The sequence below is a fragment of the Amycolatopsis sp. lyj-108 genome, from assembly GCF_046549005.1.
Lineage (GTDB): Bacteria > Actinomycetota > Actinomycetes > Mycobacteriales > Pseudonocardiaceae > Amycolatopsis.
Window position 1 is genome coordinate 194,441 of the sequence record NZ_JAJPWQ010000005.1, and the last position, 15,176, is coordinate 209,616.

12 protein-coding genes are annotated in these 15,176 nt (G+C 69.4%); 6 read left to right on the top strand and 6 right to left on the bottom strand.

The genetic code is table 11. From position 1 onward, the window contains the following. The first annotated feature begins 86 nt into the window (after nucleotides 1-86). Nucleotides 87-2,021, top strand: a complete 1,935-nt coding sequence (locus ACLJO0_RS20275; RefSeq protein WP_410580040.1) for a transglycosylase domain-containing protein — start codon at nucleotides 87-89, stop codon at nucleotides 2,019-2,021. Between the two features lie 31 nt (nucleotides 2,022-2,052). Here ACLJO0_RS20275 and ACLJO0_RS20280 read toward each other — a convergent pair whose 3' ends face one another. Next, the gene (locus ACLJO0_RS20280; protein ID WP_410580041.1) at nucleotides 2,053-2,709 is read right to left on the bottom strand and encodes an O-methyltransferase; all 657 of its coding nucleotides are present in this window, start codon (nucleotides 2,707-2,709) and stop codon (nucleotides 2,053-2,055) included. Nucleotides 2,710-2,784: 75 nt separating this feature from the next. Then, nucleotides 2,785-3,612, bottom strand: coding sequence for an ABC transporter ATP-binding protein (locus ACLJO0_RS20285; RefSeq protein ID WP_410580042.1), 828 nt, complete (start codon nucleotides 3,610-3,612; stop codon nucleotides 2,785-2,787). 128 nt (nucleotides 3,613-3,740) lie between these two features. Between ACLJO0_RS20285 and ACLJO0_RS20290 the strand changes: the two genes are divergently transcribed. Next, nucleotides 3,741-5,057, top strand: a complete 1,317-nt coding sequence (locus tag ACLJO0_RS20290) for a PLP-dependent aminotransferase family protein (RefSeq protein WP_410580320.1) — start codon at nucleotides 3,741-3,743, stop codon at nucleotides 5,055-5,057. A gap of 31 nt (nucleotides 5,058-5,088) precedes the next feature. On the opposite strand, the gene ACLJO0_RS20295 is transcribed toward ACLJO0_RS20290, so the two are convergent. From ACLJO0_RS20295 to ACLJO0_RS20305, 3 genes are all read right to left on the bottom strand, one after another. Continuing rightward, nucleotides 5,089-6,897 (bottom strand): hypothetical protein, encoded by a 1,809-nt coding sequence (locus ACLJO0_RS20295; RefSeq protein WP_410580043.1) that lies wholly within the window; start codon nucleotides 6,895-6,897, stop codon nucleotides 5,089-5,091. A 114-nt stretch (nucleotides 6,898-7,011) separates the two neighbouring features. Then, nucleotides 7,012-8,985, bottom strand: a complete 1,974-nt coding sequence (locus ACLJO0_RS20300) for an SDR family oxidoreductase (protein ID WP_410580044.1) — start codon at nucleotides 8,983-8,985, stop codon at nucleotides 7,012-7,014. 58 nt (nucleotides 8,986-9,043) lie between these two features. Continuing rightward, nucleotides 9,044-9,262: a hypothetical protein gene (locus tag ACLJO0_RS20305; protein ID WP_039922712.1), complete on the bottom strand. Its 219-nt coding sequence runs from the start codon at nucleotides 9,260-9,262 to the stop codon at nucleotides 9,044-9,046. A 197-nt stretch (nucleotides 9,263-9,459) separates the two neighbouring features. Between ACLJO0_RS20305 and ACLJO0_RS20310 the strand changes: the two genes are divergently transcribed. Further along, nucleotides 9,460-10,683, top strand: a complete 1,224-nt coding sequence (locus ACLJO0_RS20310) for an NAD(P)/FAD-dependent oxidoreductase (RefSeq protein ID WP_410580045.1) — start codon at nucleotides 9,460-9,462, stop codon at nucleotides 10,681-10,683. A 77-nt stretch (nucleotides 10,684-10,760) separates the two neighbouring features. Here the strand turns inward: ACLJO0_RS20310 and ACLJO0_RS20315 are convergent, their stop codons facing one another. After that, nucleotides 10,761-12,014 (bottom strand): Bcr/CflA family multidrug efflux MFS transporter, encoded by a 1,254-nt coding sequence (locus ACLJO0_RS20315; protein WP_410580046.1) that lies wholly within the window; start codon nucleotides 12,012-12,014, stop codon nucleotides 10,761-10,763. Nucleotides 12,015-12,244: 230 nt separating this feature from the next. Here ACLJO0_RS20315 and ACLJO0_RS20320 point away from each other — a divergent pair, with 230 nt between their 5' ends. The 3 genes from ACLJO0_RS20320 to ACLJO0_RS20330 are packed head-to-tail and all read left to right on the top strand — an operon-like array spanning nucleotide 12,245 to nucleotide 15,161. Beyond that, nucleotides 12,245-13,105, top strand: coding sequence for a fumarylacetoacetate hydrolase family protein (locus ACLJO0_RS20320; RefSeq protein WP_410580047.1), 861 nt, complete (start codon nucleotides 12,245-12,247; stop codon nucleotides 13,103-13,105). Further along, the gene (locus ACLJO0_RS20325; RefSeq protein ID WP_410580048.1) at nucleotides 13,105-14,406 is read left to right on the top strand and encodes an enolase C-terminal domain-like protein; all 1,302 of its coding nucleotides are present in this window, start codon (nucleotides 13,105-13,107) and stop codon (nucleotides 14,404-14,406) included. The genes ACLJO0_RS20320 and ACLJO0_RS20325 overlap by 1 nt, the downstream gene beginning before the upstream one ends. Beyond that, nucleotides 14,403-15,161 carry an SDR family NAD(P)-dependent oxidoreductase gene (locus ACLJO0_RS20330; protein ID WP_410580049.1) on the top strand — a complete coding sequence of 253 codons (759 nt, stop codon included), beginning with the start codon at nucleotides 14,403-14,405 and terminating at the stop codon, nucleotides 15,159-15,161. Before ACLJO0_RS20325 ends, ACLJO0_RS20330 begins: the two co-directional genes overlap by 4 nt. Nucleotides 15,162-15,176: the final 15 nt, after the last annotated feature.

The window sequence follows — 15,176 nt, forward strand, 5'->3', positions numbered from 1 at the left end:
GCATGTAGGTGACGAAATGCGGAGAGCCGGACACGGTTCGGTGATTTTCCCACAACCTTTTCACTCGTTCGGGCGTCTTACCTGGCGTGGAGAACCCGGATGAGTCAGTCGCACCCGAGTCGGAGACCACGGCCACCCCCGAGCCGAAAGGGAAGAAGCTCAGGTGGCGCCGGATCGCCGCCTGGACGCTCGGCCTGCTCATCGGCATCCCGGTGGTCACGTTCGGGATCGCGTACGTCGTGCTCGACGTCCGCAGCCCGGAGGAGGTGCTCGCCGGGCTCGACAAGACCGTCATCCTGCAGAACGCGGACGGTTCCGAACTGCTCAAGGTGATCCCGCCCGCCGGAGACCGGCTGTTCGTGCCCTACGACGCCATCCCCGCGAAGCTGCGTGACGCGATCGTCGCGACCGAGGACCCGACCTTCTGGGACAACGAGGGCTTCGATCTCACCGGACTCGGCCGCGCGCTGGTGACCGGCGTCGGCGGCGGCTCGGGGATCACGCAGCAGTACATCAAGAAATCCACCGGCAACGAGGACGCCACCCTCACCCGCAAGTTCTCCGAACTGGTGCTCGCCACGAAGATCACCCAGCAGCAGACCAAGAAGGAGATCTTCGAGAGCTACATCAACATCATCTCGTTCGGCCGTGGCACCTACGGCCCGGTGTCGGCGATGAACGCCTACTTCGGCCGCAAACTCGACGACTCGATGACCTGGAGCGAGGCGGCCTTCCTCGCCGGCATGATCCAGTCGCCGTCGGTGCACGACCCGTATGCCTCCACCCACGAGCACGCCATGAAGCGCTGGTCCTACGTGGTGAACAAGCTGGTCGCGCGGGGTTACGTCAGCCAGGCCGAAGCGGTCGGCATGACCTATCCGGAGGACGCGATCCAGGCGCCGTCGGAGACCCGCGCCGGTCGCGTCACCTACGAGAAGTACCACGTCAAGCAGCAGGTCCTGGCCGAGCTGGAGCAGGTCGGCTACCCACTGGACCGGCTCCGCGGCGGCGCGATGAAGGTCGAGACGACCATCGATCCGCGTGCCCAGGCCGAAGCCGAGAAAGCGGTCAAGGAGCGGTTGCAGGGGCAGCCGGAGCACTTCCGCGCGTCGCTGGTCGCCGTCGAACCGGGGACCGGTGCCATCCGCGCCTACAACGGCGGCGGCTGGAGCGTGCACGACTACGCCGGCACCCCGTACGGCACCGGCTCGGCCTTCCATCCGTTCACCCTCGCCGCCGGACTCGAACAGGGCGTCAACGTGGACGAACCGCTGAAGGCGCCCGCGCAGGTCGATTTCCTCGGCGAGACCTTCAAGTTCCAGGACCAGTGCGGCGAGACCGGCAAATGCACGCTGCGTGAGGCTATGAGCCGGGACGCGCAGGGTCCCTTCGTCGATCTGGCGAAGAAACTCGGCGCGGAAACGGTCCGGAACGGCGCCCGCGCGGCGGGGATCCCCGAGGCCGTCGACGGCGCCGTCACCCTGCGCGAAAAGGACGGATTCCTGATCGGGCCCGGGATCGCGGTCGGCCGGTATCCCTTGCGCCCCAGCGACATGGCCGGTGCCTACGCGACCTTCGCCGCGGACGGCCTGCGCGCCACCCCGCATCTGGTGTCGAAGATCCGGGACGAGAACGGTGAGATCGTCTGGGAACGGCCTCCGGACAAGACGCCCGCGTTCAAGGGCGACGAGGCGCTGAGCCGCCGGGTCGCTGGCACGATCAGCCAGGTGCTGACCACCGGGCTGAAAGACCGTCCGGCGGCGCTGAAGACCGGCGACTTCCAGTACAACGAGACGGACGACAACGCGGGCGGCTGGGCGGTCGGGTACACGCCCCAGCTCGCGACCGCGGTCTGGGTCGGCTCCGACGAACCACGCCGGATGCGGGACGCCGCCGGGGAGAAGCTGACCGGCAGGACGATCCCGGCCGAGATGTGGCAGCGTTTCATGAACGGCTTCCACCAGGGACTGCCGGTGCGATGGCCGGTCCCCGCGACCACGGCAGCTCCCCGCCCGCGCTGACGCCAAGGCGATCTCACGTGTCTGCCATCCGCTAGGACGTCACGAGGACGATCGTCAGCCCGTCGTACCCCTTCTTGCCGACGGTCTGCAACGCGGTCGCGTCGACCCGCGGTTCGGCGGCGATCAGTTCGTGCATCCGCCGGAGTCCTTCGATCTCGTCGGAGGTGTTCGCCGGGTCGGCCACCGCCCCGGCGCGGACGACGTTGTCGATCACGATCACCCCGCCCGGCCTGGTCAGCTTCAGCGCCGCCTCGAAGTAGGCCGGGTTGTTGACCCGGTCCGCGTCGATGAACGTCAGGTCGAGCGGGCCTTCGACTCCGGGCAGCAGGTCCAGTGCTTCCCCGATCCGGATGTCGACGAGCTCGCCGACACCGGCGGCGTCGATGCTCTTCCGCGCGACCTCGGCGAATTTCGGGTAGTACTCGAGCGTCACGAGACGCCCTTCGGGTGGCAGGGCGCGGGCGAGCCAGATGGTGCTGTAGCCGCCGAGCGTGCCGATCTCCAGTATCGAGCGGGCACCGACCATCTTCGCCAGCAGATGGAGCAGTTTGCCCTGGTTGGGGGCGACGGCGATGGGCGGCATCCCGGCCTCGTCCGAGGCGAGAAGAGCCTCGTCGAGGGTGCGGTCGGCCGGGATGAGCGCGTCGAAGATGTATTCGTCGACCTTGGACCAGATTTCCTGAGTCATGGAACCTCCCCGCGCAAACCTAATGCCGCCCGCCGGTCATGAAAGCGTCCATCGGGGCGACCGTCCGGACGAACCTCAGGCGGCGCGGCGCCCGGCTTTCGGGATCACCAGCGGAGTCCCGGTCTCGGGGCACGGCATGACGCGGCAGGGCAGCTCGAAGATCTTTTCGACGTTGGCGGCGGTGACGACCTCTTCGGGTGCGCCGGTCGCCAGTACCTCTCCGTCCCGCATCGCGATCATGTGCGTCGCGTACCGGGCGGCGTGGTTGAGGTCGTGCAGCACCGCGACCAGCGTCCGGCCCTGCTCCTGGTGCAGTTGCGCGCACAGGTCGAGGATGTCCATCTGATGCGCGATGTCCAGATAGGTCGTCGGCTCGTCGAGCAGGAGGAGATCGGTCTCCTGGGCGAGCGCCATCGCCATCCACACGCGCTGCCGCTGGCCGCCCGACAGTTCGTCGACCAGCCGCTCGGCGAGGTCGTCGACCCCGGTGGCGCGCATGGATTCCGCGACCACGGTGGCGTCCTCGAGGGACCACTGGCGCAGCAGCCGCTGATGCGGGTACCGGCCGCGCGCGACGAGGTCCGCGACGGTGATGCCGTCGGGCGCGATCGAGCTCTGCGGCAGCAGGCCGAGCCGCCGGGCGACCTCCTTGGCCGGGAACGAGCTGATCACCTGGCCGTCGAGGAACACCGAACCCTGGCGGGGTTTGAGCATCCGCGCGAGCGCGCGCAGCAGGGTCGTCTTGCCACAGGCGTTCGGGCCGACGATGACGGTGAACGACCGGTCGGGGATGACCACCCCGAGGTCCTGGGCCACGGTCCGGCCGTCGTAGGCGAGCGTCAGCGCGTCCGCGTGCAGGCGGGACGTCGTGCTCTGCTCGGTGAGGGTTTCCACGGTCTCCACGCAGGTTAGGCTAACCTAGGACTCCGCCGTTGTGATGTTCCGTAGGTCGCAGTCGGCTCACAACGGTCTTCGATGGCATCATCCCCAGTGCAATCCCCTGAATGCACTCGGTGCGATCGAAGGACGGCATGGAGGACTACCGGATAGTCGCGGACGAGATCTCCGCCGACGTCGAGGCGGGCAGGCTCCGCCCTGGTGACCGGCTGCCCCCGCAGCGGCGGTTCGCCCGCGAACGCGGGATCGCCAACTCGACCGCGGCCAGGGTCTACGGCGAACTCGTCCGGAGAGGCGTCGTGGTCGGTGAGGTCGGCCGCGGCACGTTCGTCCGCGCCGGGAGGCCGCCGCTGGAGACCGCGCTCGCCGAACCGGGCGGCGCGACCGTCGACCTCGAACTCAACTTCGCCGTCCTGCCTGAGCAAACGGCGCTGGTCGGGAAGGCACTGGAGTCGCTGCTGCGTGAAGACGTCCTGACAGCGGCGCTACGACCGGGGGCCGTGTCCGGCTCGAAGCAGGCGCGGGACGCCGCCGCCGGCCTGTTCGCGAAGGACGGCTGGGCGCCGGAAATCCTCTTCGCCGGAAGCGGGCGTCAAGCCATCGCGGCCGCCATCGCCGCCTTCGTGCCGATGGGGGAACGGCTCGCCGTCGAAGCCATCACGTACCCGGTGGTCAAGGCGCTCGCCGGACGGCTCGGCGTCCAGCTGGTGCCCATCGAGACCGACGACATGGGGATCGTTCCCGAGGCACTCGAAGCCGCGTCCGTCCGCGCGCTGTACGTCCAGCCGACGCTGCACAATCCGCTCGGGTCCACAATGGACGAAGCACGGCGCGTCGAGCTGGCGGAAACCGTGCGGCGGATGGACATCCCGGTGATCGAGGACGGGATCTACACCTTCCTCCGGCCCGAGGTCCGCCCCTTCGCGGCATACGCGCCGGAACGCACCGTGTTCGCCGACAGCATGTCGAAACGGCTCGCCCCGGGGCTGACCACCGGATTCCTCGCCGTCCCGGCGGAATGGACGGAACGGCTGGCCGCGGCCGTGCGCTCGGGCGGCTGGGTCGCGCCGACGCTCGCCGTCGAAGCCGCCACCCGGTGGATCACCGGCGGCACCCTGGAAACCGTCGAACGGGCGAAACGGCTCGACGCCGCCGAACGCCAGCGGGTGACGGCGGCGCGGCTGGCCGGGTTCACGGTGCGCGCCGATCCCCAGGCGTACCACTGCTGGTGGGAACTCCCCGAACACTGGCGCGCCGAGACCTTCGTCGCCGCGGCCGCGCGGCGCGGGATCGCGGTCACCCCGGCGGCCGCGTTCGCCGTCGTTCCGGGCCACGCGCCGAACGCGGTCCGCCTCGCCGTCTCGTCGCCGCCCCTCGACACACTCGGGGCAGCGTTGGACGTCCTCGCCGGTCTCGCTTCCGGCCGCCCGGAGGACGCCGGCGTCGAGTAACCCGACAAGCGCAAGTAGGTGACGAATTGCGTCAGGGGCGCGGAGCCCACTTGCCGACGAAGCTGCCGCAGGCGACGGTCTGCCCGGTGAGCCGCGACCGCAGCGCGTTCTCCAGCCCGAGGTAGTCGAAGATCGGCGCGTCGCCCGCGACCTCGGCGGGCACCGGACCGCCCTTGGCCAGGACCGGCATGCTCACGGTCTGGAACAGCACCAGGTAGTCGCCTTCGCGGTTGAGCTCGTCGGCCCTCGCGAGCATGCGCTGCGGTGCGTCGGCGACGATCTCCAGCGGCAGCGGCCATTCCAGCGGGAACGGGTTGCGCAGGCCGAAGGCGGGATAGGCGAACGGGTTGTCGGGCAGGACCGCCGTACGCCCCGCGGGATAGCGCGTGACGCAGTCCTGGATCTGGGAGATGTAGGTGAAAGTGCCAGGGTTCGTCCGGATGCCGCGCATCGACGGCGTCACCGTGCCGAGGTCACCGGTCAGTTTCTCGCGCGCCATGTCGAGGTACGCGGCTTCGTCGTGGTGCACGACCACGGCCCAGCCCGACGCCAGCACCGCGACCAGGCCCATCGCGGTGGCGCCCGCCAAGGCGATCCGGCGAGGCGGATCCGGCAGCGGGGGCAGCGCGTCCGACAGTTCCAGGATCGCCGTCAGCGCCAGCGTTCCGGTGAACAGCGTCGGGGTGTCGTTCCCCCAGGACAGGCTGGTCATGAAGCCGGTCGCGAAGACGAGCGCGCCCATTCGCGGGAATCGCCGTTTCGCCGTCCAGTTCACCAGCAGCGCGACACCGAGGATCCACCAGAGGACGTCCGCCCAGCGCGAAGCACCGGTGAAGTGTCCATCCACGACGGTGCCGACCACCACCGCCACCCCCGCCAGGAGCAGCAGCCGCGCGAGGATCGCCCCGGCGAATCCGGCGCGTTCGCGGAAGACCCCGAGCAGGGCCAGAAGCACCCCGGCGATCGCGAAGAAGGTCAGGCCCCGCACCGGCGGCTGTAGCAGGGTCTCGGGATTTTCCAGCCACAGACCGAGAAGCCGCTCGCCATACGCGGGCAGACCGCCGGTGAGCTGCTCGGCCATCGCGCCGAGCCCACCGTCGAACGTGACGATTCCGAGGTAGAACACCAGAAAAGCGCCCAGCGCCAGCAGATCCCAGGCCAGGCGCCCCCACCAGCGGCCGGTGCGGAACGCGCCTTCCCGCAGCGACGGGTGCAGCAGCAACCAGCACAACGCGATCAGCGGCACCGGCGCGAAACTCTGTTTGACGAACACCGCGGTGCCCAGCAGTACGAGGCCGAGCCGCCGCGGCCACGCCTTCCCGTTGCGCAGCCCCGAATCCAGCGCCCAGGCACCGCAGGCGGTCAGGAAGATCCCGTCGATCGTGTGCCAGGCCATCAGCGGGAAGGCGTTGAGGTTCAGCAGCGACGCGGCCGCCGTCAGCCCGGTGAGCCCCGGCCCCCAGTCACGGACGCGGCGGCGGGTGACCAGTACGGCGAACGCGATGGTCGCCAGGATGATCTCCAGCATGCTGAGCACGCTGGAGACGAAGAACAGCGGGCCGGGCAGCACGAAGTCGACGATGTGCAGGTACGCCGAACCCAGTGGCCGTGCGGAGATGATGTCGGAGTGCGGGACCTCGCCGTGCCGCACGCGCCACGCCTGGGCGAGGATGAAACCCTGGTCCGACGGGTGGAAACCGAAGCGCCCCACCCGGAGTTCGGTGGCGACGGCGAGCGCGAGCACCCACGCCACGTGCAGGGAAAGCCGCAGCACTGTCCTGGACGGACGTACCACCCCGGTGTCCGGTCCGGTCGTCAGCGGGGGACTGGCGACGTCCACACTGCCCCTTCCCTCCTCGTCCTGCCTCGGCCCGAGTCCGCCGACCCCCCGGCGTATCGGAAACCGATGGTAGCGGCCGGGGGCGTCCCCCGATCGAGCCCGGCGGCGAGGACGTCAGGGGTGGCGGCGCCAGACCAGCCTGGTGACCGCGCCCGCCACCGAGGCGAGCGGAGCCTTCCGGGGCAGGCCACGGGTTTCCGGCGCGGATTCGGGCATCGCACGGTAGACGAGGTGTGCGAAGAACCGCGCCGTCCTGGGTGCGACGAGCGTCACCAGTTCGGCGGCCGTGCCCTCGGGCAGGTTCAGGATCTCGGGCCGTTTCTCCAGTGCCTTCACCACGAGCGCGGCGGCGCGTTCGGGAGAGCTCGACGGCATACCGCGATAGGACCCGGTCGGCGTGATCATGTCGGTGCGTACCAGCGGCATCCGGACGGAGGTGAAGGTGACGCCGTCGGAAAGCGTTTCCCGGCCGGCGGTCAGCCCGAACTCCTCCAGCGCGGCCTTCGAGGCCAGGTAAGCGGAAAACCGCGGGGTGTCGGTCTGGAGTCCTTGGGTGGTCACGTTGACGACGTGGCCGAACCCGCGCGCGGTCATCGACGGCAGCAGGCCGAGCGTCAGCCGCACGGGGCCGAAGTAGTTGATCGCCATCGTGCGTTCGAAGTCGTGGAACCGTTCGGTGGACAGCGAAAGCGAGCGCCGGATCGAGCGGCCCGCGTTGTTGACCAGCATGTCGACGGCGCCGTGCGCGGCGAGTACGTCCTTGACCAGTGCGTCGACCGCGCCGCCGTCGGTGAGGTCGCACGGATACGCCGACGCCTTCCCGCCCGCCGCGACGATCTGCTCGCGGACCTCTTCGAGTTCGTCGGCGCGCCTGGCCACGAGGATCACTTCGCCGCCCTTCGCGGCGACGGCCAGCGCGGACGCGCGCCCGATGCCCGACGAGGCGCCGGTGATCAGGACCTTGCGGCCGTCGAGCGGTTCCGGGCCCGGACGGCGGCGGCCGCGATCGGGGTCCAGGTGCCCGAGCCAGTATCGGTAGAGCGGACCGGCGTACTCCTTCAACGGGGGCAAGGTGATCCCGCTGCCTTCGAGCGCGGCCGTGGTCGCGCTCGTGTCGAAGTCCACGTCCATGCTCAGATGGGGCAGGACTTCGAGCGGGATGCCGAGTTCGGTCAGTACCGCCGCCCGGGCCGACCGCCCGCCGGGAACGCGGTCGAACCCGGCCGCCGCGGATTTCGCCAGCCGGGTTCCGGCGCGCTTCAACGCTCCGGACGGACGAGGGGGAAGGACAGCGGAGATCTTCGGCGCGCCCGCGGCCCGCGCGAAGGCGTTGTAGACCTCGTGCAGGGGCTGAGGCCGCGGCGACGCGAGGTGGTACGTGCTGCCACTGGGCGCGTCGACGTGCATGAGGTGTTCCATCGCTTCGACGACGTAGTCGACCGGCACGATGTTCGTGGCGCCGAGATCCGGGGCGGCCAGCGGAAGACGGCGGGGCAGCGTGGCGAGCCGCGAGATCGCGGGAAGGAAGTAGTACGGGCCGTCGATCTTGTCCATCTCGCCGGTGCGCGAATCACCGGCCACGGCGGACGGCCGGTACACGCGGAACGGCGTTTTCCCGTGCCGTCGCACGAGTTTCTCGGCCTCGAACTTCGTCGCGTGGTACGGCGACGCGAAGCTCTGGCCGAGGTCGAAGTCGGCTTCGGTGAAGCGTCCGGCGTACTTCCCGGCGACCGCGATCGACGAGACGTGGTGGAAGAGCCCGGCCTTCGCGGCGGCGGCGAACTCCAGGACGTTGCGGGTGCCGTCGACGTTGGCCGCGCGGTTCGCCGCTTCGTCCGCGGTGAGGTCGTAGATCGCGCCGAGGTGCACGACGTGGTCGAGTGGTCCCACGCGGGCGGGATCGATGCCCAGCGAGGGTTCGGTCAGATCGCCGGTGACGGGAACGAGCTTCTCGTGGCTCGGGAGCTTCCCGCGTGAGGTCTCCCTCACGAGAACATGGACGGCTACGGTCTCAGGTCGCCGTAGTAGGCGCGCGACCAGGCGTTTGCCCAGAAAACCCGTCGCGCCCGTCACGAAGTAGGTGGTCATGGCCGGCTCCTTCCGAAGGGGGCCGACTCTACCTACTCAGAAGTAGGAACGGTAGTTGTCATTCACTGTGATCCGGATGTTCGGCCACCGCGACCACGGCGTCGCGGAGCGCGGCGCGCAGGCGCCCCACGTCCAGCGGCCCGAGCACGGCGGCCTCGCCGGGCGGCGCGACGAGCACGATCTTGTCGCTGCTCACGAACACCGTCACGTCCCTGCGCCTGCCCGCGAGATCCCGGCAGCCGACCGACCATTCGTCCCGCGGTGCCAACGTCCTCATCCTCCCGTATCCCATGATCTCCCTTTCTCGTCCGAGGCTGGGACGGGGCGGTTTCGGGCCCGTGACGCGGGTTACCCGACATTCCTACTGATGGGTTAACCGATCCTTCGTATCGTGATCGACTTCCGCTCTCGCTAGGCCGGAAGGGGAGGAACGGGAGTAGCGTCCGGGGGAGGGGACTGCTTGGGAGGTCATGGATGTCCGAACCCAGGAAAATCGTCATCGTCGGGGCCGGTCTCGCGGGAGCGACGGCCGCCGGGACACTGCGAGAACGCGGCTACCCGGGCGAGATCCTGCTGCTCGGTACCGACACGCACCGCCCGTATGAACTGCCGCCCTTGTCCAAAGGGCTCCTGATGGGCAACACCGATGAACCCGACTGGGTGCACGACGCGGGTTTCTACGAAGAGAAGGACATCGCGTTCAAGAGCGGCGCGACCGCGACCAAGATCGAACTCGGCGCGCGGCACGTGCTCGACGACGCGGGCGGCGAGCACCAGTTCGACCGTCTCGTGCTCGCGACCGGCTCCCGGCCGCGATCGCTGCCGGTGCCCGGTGGGGACCTGCCGGGACTGCGGACCCTGCGCACCCTCGACGACGCGCTGGCGCTGCGTTCGGCGTTCAAGGACGCCGGACGGGTGGTGATCGTCGGCGCGGGCTGGATCGGGACCGAGGCCGCGGCGGCCGCCAGGGAACACGGCGCCGAGGTGACGGTGGTCGACCAGGTCGGTTCACCGCTGCTCGCGGTGCTGGGCGACCAGGTGTCCGGGGTCTTCAAGGAGCTGCACACGGAGCACGGCGTGAACTGGCGGATGGGTGAAGGTGTCGCCGGGTTCACCGGCGGCCCGGACGGGGTGACGGGCGTTCGTTTGCAGAGTGGTGACGAGCTTCCCGCGGACGTCGTGCTGGTGGCCGTCGGCGCCGCGCCGCGGGTCGACCTCGCGCACGCCGCCGGGCTGGAACTGTCCGACGACGGCGGTGTCTGCGCCGACGCCGGCCTACGGACGGCGGCGCCCGACGTCTACGCGATCGGCGACATCGCCGCGCATTTCCATCCCCGCTACGGAAAACGCGTCCGCGTCGAGCACTGGTCGAACGCGAAGTGGCAGGGTGAGCACGTCGCCGGGAACCTGCTGGGGGAGAACGAGCCGTACCTGCGGAGTCCTTATTTCTTTTCGGATCAGTACGACCTGGGCTGCGAATACCGGGGCCTCGCCGATCCCGAAAGCGACGAACTCGTGGTGCGGGGCGACCTCGCGGCGCGGGACTTCACGGCGTTCTGGCTGCGGGACGGACAGGTGACCGCCGCGATGAACGTCAACCAATGGGACGACGGGGACGCGTTGAAGGCCCTCGTCGAGGGACGCGCGGCGGTGACGGCGGAACAGTTGAGGACCGGCGACCTCAAGTCGCTCGGTTGACCCCTCGGGATGCTAGGAAAGGACCGTTCCTTGCAAATTTTGCAAGGAACGGTCCTTTCCTAGCGTTTGAAAGCGGCTTAGGCCTCCTGGGCGACCAAGGCCCGCGAAGCACGCGAAGGCCGCGTCATGGTCCCGAAGGCCAGCAGCGCGAGAACGCCGAAGGCCGCCATCGTGATCCCCATCGGGACGGCGGTGCCCGCGCCGCCCAGCCCGACCAGCGGCGTCGCCAGCCCGCCGACGACGAACTGCAGCACGCCCAGCAGTGCCGACGCCGAACCGGCGGACCGCGCCTGCTCGGCCAGCGCGAGCGAACTCGCGTTCGGCGCCACCATGCCGATGCTCGACACCAGGATGAACAGCGGGATCAGCAGCCCGATCAGGCCGAGGTCCAGCATCGCCGCGGCCAGTACGCCGAAGCCGGCGACCGCCGCGATGACGAGGCCGACGGTCAGCAGGGTCCGTTCCGGGAAGCGGCCGACGATGCGGCCGTTCAGCTGTCCGACGGCCACGATGCCGATGCCGTTGAGCCCGAACACCAGGCTGTACGCCTGCGGGCTCAGGCCGTAGACGCCTTGCAGGGCGAAGGACGAACCGGAGATGTAGGCGAACAGGCTGCCGAACATCAGCCCGGAAGCCAGCGCGTAACCGAGGAAGCTGCGGTCGCGGAGCAGACTCGCGTACTTCCGCATCACCGAGCCGAATCGCGCGGGCGTGCGGCGTTCCTCGGGCAGGGGTTCCGGCAGCAGGAAGAAGACGACGGCGAGCAGGATCGCGCCGAACACGGTCAGGCAGACGAACACGCCGCGCCACGAGGTCCAGTTCAGGATCTGGCCGCCGATGATCGGCGCCACGATCGGGGCGAGCCCGTTGACCAGCATGAGCAGCGAGAAGAACTTCGTCATCGCGGTGCCGGAGTAGAGGTCGCGCACGGTCGCCCTGGCGATCACGATGCCCGCGGCCGCGCCGAAGGCCTGGACACCGCGGGCGGCGATGAGCAGGTCGGCGGTCGGGGCGACCGCGCACAGGATCGAGCCGACGATGTAGAGGGCGAGTCCTGCCACGAGCGGTTTGCGGCGGCCGATGGCGTCGGACAGCGGTCCGAGGACCAGCTGGCCGAGGGCGAGCCCGATGATGAACGCGCTCAGCGTCAGCTGGACGGTCGCGTCCGCCGCGCGCAGTTCTCCCGCCATCTGCGGCAGCGCGGGCAGGTACATGTCGATGGACAGGGGCCCGAAGGCGGACAGGCCGCCGAGGATCAGAACGAATCGGGCGCGGCCGGTCACGTTCGGTCGCGCGACGGACTCTTCCACTCGCTCGGGCGCGATGGTCATGCTCTTCCTCTCCCCAGGGATGGTTCCGCCGACAACAACTTGCTTAGAGTAGGTAACTATTCCCGCTGTGACCCATGGCACTCCGGGTTGTCGCGACTGATCCGATCAATTTTCCAGCCAAATCGAGACGACCTCTAGATCTGGTCGAAGGTCGTCGGGTATACATCGGATGTCTGTTCGTTGCTGTTGGAGCCGTTGATTGTTGGCGGTTCGGCCGGAAGGGAAAATCCGTGCAGCTGTTGCGTCTCGGGGAGCCGGGAAGTGAGCGTCCGTTCGTACGTGCTGGAGACGGCACGCTGCGCGACCTCTCGGGGCTGACCGCCGATATCGATGGCGGCTTCTTCGCGAGTGACGGCGTCGCCAGGGTCGCGGCCGCGCTGGCCGCCGGCGAGCTGCCCGAAGCCGGTCCCGAAGCCACGCGGGCCAGGGTGGGCGCGCCGATCGCGCGACCGGGCAAGGTCGTCTGCATCGGCCTCAACTACCGGCAGCACGCCGAGGAGTCCGGCGCCCCTGTCCCGACCGAGCCGGTCGTCTTCATGAAGGCTTCCGACGTGGTCGTCGGCCCGGAGGACGACGTGCTCGTCCCGCGCGGTTCGACCAAGACCGACTGGGAGGTCGAGCTCGGCGTCGTCATCGGCAAGACCGCGCGCTACCTCGAAAGCGTCGAAGAAGCCCTCGAATACGTCGCCGGCTACACCGTCTCGAACGACGTTTCCGAGCGTGAGTTCCAGCTCGAACGCGGCGGCCAGTGGGACAAGGGCAAGTCGTGCGAGAACTTCAACCCGCTCGGCCCGTGGCTGGTCACCGCCGACGAGGTGGCCGACCCGCAGGCCCTCGGCCTGCGGCTGTGGGTCAACGGCGAGAAGAAGCAGGACTCGTCGACGAAGGACATGATCTTCGCGGTCGCCGAGATCGTGCACTACCTGAGCCGGTTCATGGTGCTGCGCCCCGGCGACCTCATCAACACCGGCACTCCGCAGGGCGTCGCCCTCGGGCAGCCGGACCCCAAGCCGTACCTGCGCGAAGGGGACGTCATCGAGCTCGAGATCGACGGCCTCGGCCGCCAGCGCCAGACCGTCAGGCAGGCGTGATGGCCAAGATCGTGGGCATGGAGGTGCTCGACGTCCGCTTCCCGACCTCTCGGGAGCTGGACGGTTCGGACGCCATGAACCCGGACCCGGACTACTCGGCCGCGTACGTCGTGCTGCACACCGACGGCGGCCCGGACGGCTACGGACTCGCCTTCACCATCGGCCGCGGCAACGACGTCCAGGCCGCGGCGATCCGCGCGCTGGAATCACACGTCGTCGGCAGGGAGGTGCCCACCGGCGCCGCCGAGCTCGGTGACCTGTCGAGGGCACTGGTCGGTGACTCGCAGCTGCGGTGGCTCGGCCCGGAAAAGGGGGTCGCGCATATGGCGATCGGCGCGGTGGTCAACGCCGCCTGGGACCTCGCCGCGCGCGTCGCCGGGCTCCCTGTCTGGCGGTTCGCCGCCGAGATGTCGCCCGAGGACCTCGTCTCCCTCGTCGACTTCCGCTACCTGTCCGACGCGCTGACCGAGCAGGAAGCGCTCGACATCCTTCGCGCCGCCGAACCGGGCCGCGCGGAGCGGATCGCCCGGATCGAGCGTGACGGGTACCGCGCGTACAGCACTTCCCCCGGCTGGCTCGGCTACGCGGACGCGAAACTCGTCCGGCTCGCCGAACAGGCGGTCGCGGACGGCTTCGACATGATCAAACTGAAGGTCGGCGGCAATCTCGAGGACGACGTCCGCCGGATGAAACTCGCCCGCGAGACTGTCGGCCCGGACATCCGGGTCGCCGTCGACGCGAACCAGCGCTGGGACGTTTCGACCGCGATCACCTGGATGACCGCACTGGCGCCGTACGACCCGTACTGGATCGAGGAGCCCACCTCACCGGACGACGTGCTCGGGCACGCCGCGATCGCCAAGGCGCTCGCCCCGATCCGGGTGGCCACCGGTGAGCACGTCCAGAACCGCGTGATGTTCAAGCAGCTGCTGCAGGCGGGCGCGATCTCGGTGCTGCAGCTGGACGCCGCCAGGGTCGGCGGATTCAACGAGAACCTGGCGATCCTGTTGCTGGCGGCCAAATTCGGTGTCCCGGTATGCCCGCACGCAGGCGGTGTGGGGCTGTGCGAACTCGTCCGGCATCTGTCGATGTTCGACTACGTGGCCGTGTCCGCTTCCGACGTGGACCGGTCCATCGAATGGGTCGACCACCTCCACGAGCATTTCACCGACCCGGCAGCCGTGATCGACGGCCGCTACGTCGCCCCGTCCGCGCCGGGCTTCTCGGCACGGATGCACGACGCGACGCTGCGCCGGTTCACCTTCCCCGACGGTCCTGAATGGACGGAGACAAGCAAGTGAGTGAGTTCGAAGGCCTCGTCGCGGCCGTCACCGGAGGCGCGTCGGGAATCGGCAGGGCCACCGCGGATCTGCTCGCCTCACGCGGGGCGAAGGTCGCGGTGCTCGACCTGAATCCCGGCGACCTTCCCGAAGGCCTGACCGGATTCCGCTGCGACGTCGGTTCCGACGACGAGGTCCGGTCCGCGATCGACGCGATCGCTGAGCGCTTCGGCAGGCTCGACGTCCTGGTCAACAACGCGGGGATCGGCGCTCAGGGTGACGTCACCGCCAACAGCGACGACGAATGGCACCGCGTGCTCGACATCAACGTCGTCGGCATGGTGCGGCTGGCGCGGGCGGCGTTGCCGCAGCTGAAGAACTCGCCGTCGGCCGCGATCGTCAACACCTGTTCGATCGCCGCGTGGGCCGGCCTGCCCAACCGCGCGCTGTACTCGGCCAGCAAGGGCGCGGTGCTGTCGCTGACCCTGGCGATGGCGACCGACCACCTCGCCGACCGCATTCGGGTCAACTGCGTCTGCCCCGGCACCGCCGACACCCCGTGGGTCGGCAGGCTGCTCGACGCCGCGGGCGACCCGGAGGCCGAACGGGCCGCGCTGGCCGCCCGCCAGCCGATGGGCAGGCTGGTGACCGCGGACGAGGTCGCGAACGCGGTCGTGTACCTCGCCAGTCCGCTGTCGGCTTCGACCACCGGAACGGCGCTCGCCGTCGACGGAGGGATGTACGGGCTGCGTCCGCGCGGTCCGGTCCAGCAGTAGGTTTTCGCTGCCATC